The sequence below is a fragment of the Prosthecobacter sp. genome, from assembly GCF_044373815.1.
GTDB lineage: Bacteria > Verrucomicrobiota > Verrucomicrobiia > Verrucomicrobiales > Verrucomicrobiaceae > Prosthecobacter.
The window spans coordinates 1-8,352 of the sequence record NZ_JBIPNG010000290.1 but is presented as its reverse complement, the minus strand read 5'-3'; the positions used below and the strand labels follow the sequence as shown (position 1 = coordinate 8,352).

Annotated in this window: 6 protein-coding genes and 1 pseudogene; 2 read left to right on the top strand and 5 right to left on the bottom strand. The window is 58.2% G+C overall.

All coding sequences use genetic code 11. The features are described from left to right. From ACIREA_RS20645 to ACIREA_RS20625, 5 genes and pseudogenes are all read right to left on the bottom strand, one after another. A pseudogene (locus ACIREA_RS20645) lies at nucleotides 1-263 on the bottom strand (hypothetical protein); the annotation flags it as partial. Then, nucleotides 256-2,316, bottom strand: a complete 2,061-nt coding sequence (locus ACIREA_RS20640; RefSeq protein ID WP_397384236.1) for a DEAD/DEAH box helicase — start codon at nucleotides 2,314-2,316, stop codon at nucleotides 256-258. The pseudogene ACIREA_RS20645 and the gene ACIREA_RS20640, both read right to left, overlap by 8 nt. Beyond that, the gene (locus ACIREA_RS20635; protein WP_397384235.1) at nucleotides 2,313-3,386 is read right to left on the bottom strand and encodes a YhcG family protein; all 1,074 of its coding nucleotides are present in this window, start codon (nucleotides 3,384-3,386) and stop codon (nucleotides 2,313-2,315) included. Before ACIREA_RS20635 ends, ACIREA_RS20640 begins: the two co-directional genes overlap by 4 nt. After that, the gene (locus ACIREA_RS20630; protein WP_397384234.1) at nucleotides 3,383-6,160 is read right to left on the bottom strand and encodes a class I SAM-dependent DNA methyltransferase; all 2,778 of its coding nucleotides are present in this window, start codon (nucleotides 6,158-6,160) and stop codon (nucleotides 3,383-3,385) included. Before ACIREA_RS20630 ends, ACIREA_RS20635 begins: the two co-directional genes overlap by 4 nt. A 237-nt stretch (nucleotides 6,161-6,397) precedes the next feature. Continuing rightward, nucleotides 6,398-6,922, bottom strand: a complete 525-nt coding sequence (locus ACIREA_RS20625) for a cytochrome C (protein WP_397384233.1) — start codon at nucleotides 6,920-6,922, stop codon at nucleotides 6,398-6,400. Nucleotides 6,923-7,388: 466 nt separating this feature from the next. On the opposite strand from ACIREA_RS20625, the gene ACIREA_RS20620 reads away from it, so the two are divergent. Both ACIREA_RS20620 and ACIREA_RS20615 read left to right on the top strand, forming a co-directional pair. Then, nucleotides 7,389-7,988: a tRNA (guanine(46)-N(7))-methyltransferase TrmB gene (locus ACIREA_RS20620; RefSeq protein ID WP_397384232.1), complete on the top strand. Its 600-nt coding sequence runs from the start codon at nucleotides 7,389-7,391 to the stop codon at nucleotides 7,986-7,988. 9 nt (nucleotides 7,989-7,997) lie between these two features. After that, nucleotides 7,998-8,352, top strand: a 355-nt coding sequence (locus ACIREA_RS20615) for an SGNH/GDSL hydrolase family protein (RefSeq protein ID WP_397384231.1), incomplete at its 3' end; no start/stop codon positions are given.

Below are 8,352 nucleotides of genomic sequence, written 5' to 3'. Positions count from 1 at the left end.
GTATCCATCCCTCTCAAGATCTCCCGGCACTCCGCCAGCTCACGGATTCGATCCAGCCGTACCGCATAAAGTCTTTCAAAGATATCCCGATGTTCACCGTGCTCCGGCACCCGGTTGTGCTCGGCGTAAAATCGTTCGATCTCCTCAAATCCAGCGATGATCCGCTGCTCGCGTGCCGAGCGCCCGCCACTGGCGGCAGGCGCGGCATCCACGCCCAGCTCGTCGAGCAGGTCCAAGTCTTCGTCTGTGATCGTCTTAGCCATTCTTGGATTCCTTCGCCTTACGTTGCAGGAAGGCAATCCCTTCCGCCATGCGTTTTTCCCAGGGGTCGGTGGCAATCAGTTCTGGCAGTCGTCCTTTCTCCTGTTTGAAACGCAGCGCCCGCTTGGCCAGTTCACGCGCCTCTTCCAGCGTCAGCGTACTGCGCTTGGCCGCAATGACCTCAGCCACCTGTTTCAGTCGTTCTTCGCTCATGGACTTCGCCAGGATCGCATAGGCTTCTCCGAAAGGATTGATGCGGTCGATAAGGTCGATGTCCAGCTCCCGCACACTGAGTGCATACTTGCGCACGCCATCCAGCAGACTGGTGTTCTGGGTGGTGTCTCCAGACCCACCCCCGCCGCCGCCCTGCTCCTTCTTGGCCTGCTGCACGAGGTTCAGTGCCGCGATGGCATGCTGCCGCACGACCTCCTGGTCTTCGTCTTGAAGATGTGGGTAGGTCTCCTTGACGATCTTGCCCATCTTCACCTGCGTCAGTTCTTCCGGCACCAGTTCTGTGTCAAACAGGCCTTTCTCCACGGTTGCCTTGTCCTGCACAAAGGCGGTGATCAGTTCATTCAAATCCTCCCGGCAGATGCGTTCTGCTTCGGGTGTCTTGGGTTCGGCCAGCCCTTTGATTTCCAGTTGGATCGTCCCTGTCTGCGGGTTCACTCCCACGTTGCTGCCTTTGGGGTCATACCCGCCAGGCCCGTAATCAAAGCCGGGCGTCGGCCCGCTGTTCGGATTCTTGGGCTTGAACTCAAAGCGCGGTGCCAGCACCTGCTCCATCAGCAGGCTCGCGGCGATGGCCTTCAGCGTGTCGTTCACCGCCTCCGTCACAGCCTGCTCACTCGCATCGGGTTCGGCGATGAGGTTGGTAAAGCGTGCTCTGGGCTTGCCTGGTGCATCACGGGTGGCACGACCGATGATCTGGACAATTTCGGTGAGGCTGGAGCGATAGCCCACCGTCAGCGCGTGTTCACACCAGATCCAGTCAAAGCCTTCTTTGGCCATGCCAAGCGCGATGATGATGTCCACATGCTCGCGGTTGTTTTTCTGCGCTGGGTCTTTCAATGCCACCGCTACCTTGTCCCTTCTCGCTGCATCATCATCCACCAGATCGGCAATGCGCAGCACCTTCCCCTCCTTCGTCTTAACAAGCTGAAATCCCGTCTGCGGATCAGCCCCCTGCCAGTCGCCTAGTTCGTGGATGATGTGCTCCACCTCCTTGATTTTGTCGCCGAGGCTTTCGCGCGAATTGACGTTCGGGATGTGGACAATCGTCTTCTCGCCGGGGTTCAGCACATTGACGATCTCGTCTGAGTACTGACCCGAGTAGAAGTAATAGCCGATGTCGAGCTGCTTCAGGTACTGGTAGCCGTTGAGCTGCTCGTAGTAGGTGTAGGTGACGGTCTCAAACTTCGCCTCATCATCCGGGTGCAGCACGGCTTGCGCATCGCCACGAAAGTAGGAGCCGGTCATGGCCACCAAGTGTGTTTTGTCGCGGGCCATGAGCTGGCGCACATGCTCCCCCAGCCGGTTGTCCGGGTTGGCGGAGATGTGGTGAAACTCATCCACGGCGATCAGCCGTTCGTCGAACACCTCCACGCCATACTTCTCCATCGCGAAACGGAAGGTCGCATGCGTGCAGACCAGCACCTGGTCCGCACTTTCCAGGAACTTCTTCACGGATTCCACCTTGCCGCCATTGTCCGTGCCCGGTGCATCGCAGAGGTTCCATTTGGGCTCCACCTTCCAGTCCGCCCAGAAACCAAACTGGCTCAGCGGCTCATCATGAAAGCTCGCACCGATGGAGCGCTCCGGCACCACAATGATGGCTTGTTGAAGCTTTTGGTTCGCCAGCTTGTCCAGCGCGATGAACATGAGCGCCCGGCTTTTGCCGGAGGCCGGGGGCGATTTGATCAGCAAATACTGCTCTCCACGCTTCTGGTAGCAGCGCTCCTGCATGGGCCTCATGCCCAGGGTGTTTGCGCGGGTGGAGCTGCCGTCCTGCGCATAGCGGACGGAGACGGAGGGGATCGTGGGGTTGCTGCTCATTCTTCGTTCTGTTGCGGGTTGTTCTCCTCCGGGGTCATGTCACGGGCCAGCTCGCGTTCGATCTGTTCGATGCTGGGCAGGCTGGTCTGCAGCTCCGCAGGCAGGGATTCCACCAGTTGATATTCCGCCACGCCCATGGGCCGGGCGTTGTCACGCAGGGCGTATTCGGCCACCACCTTGTTCTTGCTCTTGCAGAGGAGGAGGCCAATCGTGGGTCCGTCCTGCGGATGCTTGATCTGGGCATCCACCGCCGTGAGGTAGAAGCTCAACTGGCCCAGATGCTCAGGTTTGAATTTGCCTGCCTTGAGTTCGATCACCACATAGCAGCGCAGCTTGAGGTGGTAGAACAGCAGGTCGATGAAAAACTCCTCCCCCGCCACATCCAGCAGCACCTGCCGACCCACGAAGGCAAAGCCCGCACCCAGCTCCAGCAGGAAGTCGGTGACGTGCTTCACCAAAGCGTGTTCGATCTCCCGCTCATGTGCCTCCTCAGTCAGGCCCAGGAAGTCAAAACGGTAGGGGTCTTTCAGCGATTCACGGGCGAGGTCAGATTGAGGCTTGGGCAGGCTGAGATCGAAGTTCGTCACAGCCTGTCCGCCGCGCTCCAGCAGGCGGGTTTCAATGTGGATGTTCAGTACATTCCTTGACCAGCCGTGCGCGATGGCGCTTTGCGCATAGGCCAGGCGTTGCCCGGGATCTTTCAGGCGGGTCAGCAGCACCAGATTGTGCCCCCAAGGCAATTGTCCAACAGCCTGTTGGACAATTGTGGCATCCGGCCAGGCCTCCGCAAAGGCGCGCATGTACATCAGGTTGGCCCGGGAAAATCCCTTCATGTCCGGGAAGGCCGTACGCAAATCCTGCGCCAGCCGCTCGATCACCTTCGTGCCCCAGCCCTGCGCCGCCTGCCGCGCCAAAACGTCCCGCCCGATGTTCCAGTAGAGCAGGATCAGCTCTTGGTTGACGGCCAGCGTGGCGCGCTGCCGGGCGCTGTGGATGCGGTCTTTCAGTTCGCCCAGCCAGGAGGCATAGCCTTCAGGCTGCGGGGTGAGACTGGCAGGTGTGTCGTTCATGCATTTCTTCCTCTCGCAGGTTGCGCCGCCTTCTTCCCAGCGGGCACGTTGGCCGTCATCTGGGTGTAGAGTTCGAAGAGCTTTTCCAGCCGCTCCGTGTCATTTTTGAAGCGGCGTCCGATGTAAATGCGCTCCAGCGTCTCGTCGTTGCGCTCATGAGCGGCGCGCAGATTGGCGGGCATCGTCTCGGGATCGTAGAGATCAGCAATCGTCGCCGGGAAATGTGCCTCGCGCGCCAGCAGGATGTCCTCCGCGCAACGGGTCAGGTCAGCTTTGTTTTGCTCAGTGAGTTTGGGAATTGGAAAGGTGTTCCAGCCAAGAGTATTGGAGAAGCGAAAATCCGTCTTTATTTTGCCGCATACAGCTCCAATCCAAACCAATGAGAGACGTGATGCAAAGATGGCAATATTCCAAAGCGGCGGGTCGTAAAATGAAAACGCTCCATCTCCAACAATCGCGCCTTTTGGCAACACAATTACCGGATAGAATTCTCGTGTTTCAGAGGAATGACGCGGGATTTGAAACACCGTTTCTCTCCCCGTTTGTCTTACCTGTTGGAAAGCATACGGGACGCCAGCCCCAGCTTTCGTTAAGGGCTTATCGCTTTGTGCCCTCATTTCTGCGACAATAGAGAAACGAGCCTCAAATGCCCTTATTCCCTTTAAGATAAGGTGATCTTCATGGGTAGCCCAAATGCAGTACCGACTATTTCCATGTGTTGCATCGTGAGCGCCAAAAAAGGGGCGGATAACGCTCACGCTTGATGGCTCCACTGCTTTCAATTTTGCCGCGACTTCCGCGCCAAAAATCAAACCACCACCATCGGCAGGCTTGCTTCCATTTACTACTGGTGCCAACCCATTAAGCGGGGCTGTCTCATTTCTGATATAGACATCCTCATACGGCACAAGATATGCGTTTATGTTCCTCACTTCTTTGACGATGCCTACAGCCCCATCAAAGTGCCTGATGATCTTGGGTTTTTTCGCTAGCCCAACAATTGCTACGGATACGCCAGCGTTTCTGCTAGCCAGATTAGACCATTTAAAAGATGTGACCGCGAACGCCACTCTAACTCCGCCGGAGATACATTGCGGCCAAAAGCGATAGACTTGTTCACCTTGGCAAATTGAATTGGTGGTTACAAATGCAAAAGATGCCTCGCAATAGTTCAAGAATTGGCGCGCCTTCTGAAAAAAGCCGAGGATATAGTCGAATGATTTCCAAATGGGAAAATCGCTGAAAACCAATGCCATGTCACTCTTTTGGCCGGGAGTTTGCTCAGTTCCGCCTTTGTAGGGAGGGTTCCCGCAAATATAAGTTTCCCCACCTTCATTCTCGAAGTCGATCTCTGTCTGATCCAGCGGCGTCTCGAACAAATCCTCGGCGCGATTCTTTACGCCTTTGCCAGTTGGAGGACAGATGCTCAACCAGTCGAGCCGCAGAGCATTGCCGCAGGTGATCCAGTTTGCCGCCTCAAGTGGCAGGAACTCTGCGAGGGCAAGCTTTTGACCCCGATAAAGCACATCGCATTGATACTCGGCAATAATGAGAGCGAGCCGGGCGATCTCGCAAGAAAAATGGCGGAGTTCGATACCTCGAAAGTTCGTGAGCGGGAGGTCTGACTTGCGTTCGGCTTCACCACGGCGACGGTTGATCTCGGCCTCGATTTCGCGCATCTCTTTATAAGCGATGACGAGGAAATTGCCGGAGCCGCAGGCGGGGTCAAAGACGCGGATGCGGGCGATGCGCTTGCGCAGGTTGAGCAGCTTTTGCGGGCTGTTTCCGGCCTCGTCCAGCTTTACGCGAAGGTCATCGAGGAAGAGGGGATTGAGGACCTTGAGAATGTTCGGCACGCTGGTGTAATGCATGCCCAGTGCCCCGCGCTCCTCGTCATCCGCCACGGCTTGGATCATGGAGCCGAAGATGTCGGGATTGATCTTCGTCCAGTCGAGCCCCCCGACGTGGAGGAGGTACGAACGCGCGATCTTGCTGAAGCGGGGCACGTCCACGCTGCCGGTGAAGAGACCGCCATTCACATAAGGAAAGACATCGGCCCAGCTCTTGATGCCCTCCTCTTCACGCTCCTTCAAGCGAGTGTTCATGGCGCGGAAGAGCTCGGAGATGACCTCGTGGGTGTTGGAGGAGTCACGCGCGCTCATCTGGTCGATGGTGGCGGTGAACAGGCCCTTGCTGCGGAAGATGTCCGTGTCCTCAGCAAAGAAGCCAAAGATCAGCCGGGCCATGAAGTGGTTCAAATCCTGGCGGCGTGCGGCGCTGTCCCACTGGGGATTGTCCTTCAGCAGCTCGATGTAGAGCCGGTTCAGTCGGCTGGTCGCCTTGATGTCGAAGGCGTTTTCCCGGATCTGCCGGACCGTGGTGATGCCCGCCAGCGGCAGGAAGAAGCCGAAGTGATTGTGAAAGTCGGGATAGACGCAGGCGACGGTTTCCCCATCTGCGAGATTTTCCGCCTCGAAGCCTTTGCCATCGGTGGCGAGGATGAATTTGCACTTCTGCGAGGTCGTCTTCGGGCTTTCCCGCAGGGCCAGCAGCGTGGCCGTGACCTGCCCCTCCGCGCAGACTTTGAGGTGGATGTTGTTGCGCTGTAACAGCCCCCCTGGCACATCCGACTGGTTCGAAGCCCCGCTCTTCAGCTTCTTAAGCGTCGTCTCCTTGTTTCCAAACGCCTCCAGAAACGCAAAGGGAAAGCTCTCCCCGTCGAAGGGGGCTTCGGCGAGAATGGATACGGCTTCTTCGATTTCGACGGCGTTCATGCGGGGACGTCAATCATGAGCAGCGTGTCGTCAGATTGCCACAGATGTCTTCAACGCCAGAAAGGGCAGTGAATGACGATCTCGGCCTGCAGCTGGCTTTTCTAGTCATTTGGATAGATTCACCCGGAACGGCATCCATCAAAACAGAGCGAGTCAAAGAGGGCAAGAGATTGAGACGAAATCAGGGTGTCAGTGATAGGAGCGGGTTTCGGTGAGCAGCGGGTAATGCACCCATGCTCACTCCCTCACAAAATCCCGCATCTCATACAGCTTCGGGTCCCTCATCGGTTGTTTCCGCGCAGCCTTCGCCCGCGTCAGCATCTGCGAAAACAGCGCATCCCCCGCGTCCCCTTCATCCATCCCGCCAAACTGCTCCTCCAGCTTTTCCGGATCTTCCCCCGCCTCAAGTCGGCGCACCATCTCACGCAGTTCCGGCGGCGTCTTGTCGCCCATCATCTCCGTCATCTTGCGCATGAAGTGCCCCAGCTGACGCGGATCAGGATTCTCCTCGTTCATGCTCCCCATCTCCCGCTCCATGTCCGCCATGAAGCTCTCCATCTTCGCATCATCCACGCCCGCAAACGGATCATCCCCCGACTCCTCCTTCGCCTTCCCGATCACCGCGAACGCCGACACCCGCTTCTCCATTCTCAAACCCTCCCCATCCGGGCACACCGGCAGCTTGTCCCGATACGCCAGCGTCCGCGCCAGGAATGAATACAGCTTGTTGTTGTCAGGGCAGTAGAACTCGTAAATCGGCATAAGGGTCGGAAAGTGGTTTCACTCAAATATAGCCAGCCCTCCCGCCCCCTCAAGCCCCGCCAAACATCGGCCGTCCTTTCCGTCCCTTCATCATGGAATCCTCTGCGTTCTCCAAATCTCCTGAATGACTATCCCTGCCACCCTCATACATCGCCGCCCATCTCTCAATTTCTGGACATTCCATGGCTCACCATTCCTTTGCCAAAAAACAGCGCCCCCGCCACCACCCCAGATTTGAAGCAAGCCAGCGCACGTATTGTAGTACCGGCTTTAGCCGGAATCTGGAAGCGTGCTTCATCAAAAACGCCCCCGAATACCACTGCCATCCTCCATAGCAAAATCCCAGAGCCTCAATCTCCAGAACTCATCTCTGCGGCGTTCCAATCTCTGCGGTGAAAAAAAATCAGTCTCCCCCTTCGCAAATCTTCACTTGGCAGACCCCGGATTCATCGGCACACCATCCACCGTGCCCGCCCTCTTCACGCCCCCCGATCACTTCCGCGAACTCACGCACACGGAAATCTTCCCCGACCCCGCCCGCCCCCTCGAAGTCGATCTCGGCTGCGGCGACGGCACCTTCCTCACCGGCATGGCCGCCCACCACCCCGAGCGCGACTTCCTCGGCGTCGAGCGCATGCTCGGCCGCGTCATCAAAACCTCGCGCAAGATCGACAACCAGCAGCTGCCCAACGCCCGCATCATGCGCCTCGAAAGCGCCTACACCGTCGGCTGGCTCCTCCCCACCTCCGGCGTCTCCCGCCTCCACCTCCTCTGCCCCGATCCCTGGCCCAAGAAAGGCCACACCGCACGCCGCCTCGTCAATCAAAGCGAATTCCTCGACGGCCTCCACCGCATCCTCACCGACGGCGGCGAATTCCTCCTCAAGACCGACGACCAGCCCTACTTCGAAGACGCCCTCGCCAGCTTCGCCACCCGCGAACACCAGTTCACCCGCCTCGACTGGCCCGCCGACGCCTTCTTCTATCCCACCACCGACTTCGAAACCGACTGGCTCCACATGGGCCGCACCATTCACCGTGCGAGATGGCAGAAAATCGGACGTTAAAGTCCGACCATGCTCCGCCGCAGCCTCCTCCTCCTAGCCCTCAGCCTCAGCATCAGCCACGCTGAAGAAACCCGCACCCGCATCGCCCTCGCCGGTGACTCCACCGTCACCGACAAAGCCGGCTGGGGCGCCGCCTTCGCCAAACTCCTCGGCCCCAACGCCGAGTGCCTCAACTTCGCCGCCGGCGGCCAGAGCTCCAAAAGCTTCCGCGACACCGGCAACTGGAAAAAAGTCCTCGACTCCAAACCCGCCTACATCCTCATCCAGTTCGGCCACAACGACATGCCCGGCAAAGGCCCCAAACGCGAAACCGACCCCGCCACCACCTTTCCGCAGAACCTCACCCGCTTCATCGAAGAAGCCC

Excerpts from the sequence above, each read along its gene's own strand:
- ACIREA_RS20630 (WP_397384234.1), bottom strand. The coding sequence starts at position 6,160 with ATGAACGCCGTCGAAATCGAAGAAGCCGTATCCATTCTCGCCGAAGCC.
- ACIREA_RS20625 (WP_397384233.1), bottom strand. The coding sequence starts at position 6,922 with ATGCCGATTTACGAGTTCTACTGCCCTGACAACAACAAGCTGTATTCA.
- ACIREA_RS20640 (WP_397384236.1), bottom strand. The coding sequence starts at position 2,316 with ATGAGCAGCAACCCCACGATCCCCTCCGTCTCCGTCCGCTATGCGCAG.
- ACIREA_RS20635 (WP_397384235.1), bottom strand. The coding sequence starts at position 3,386 with ATGAACGACACACCTGCCAGTCTCACCCCGCAGCCTGAAGGCTATGCC.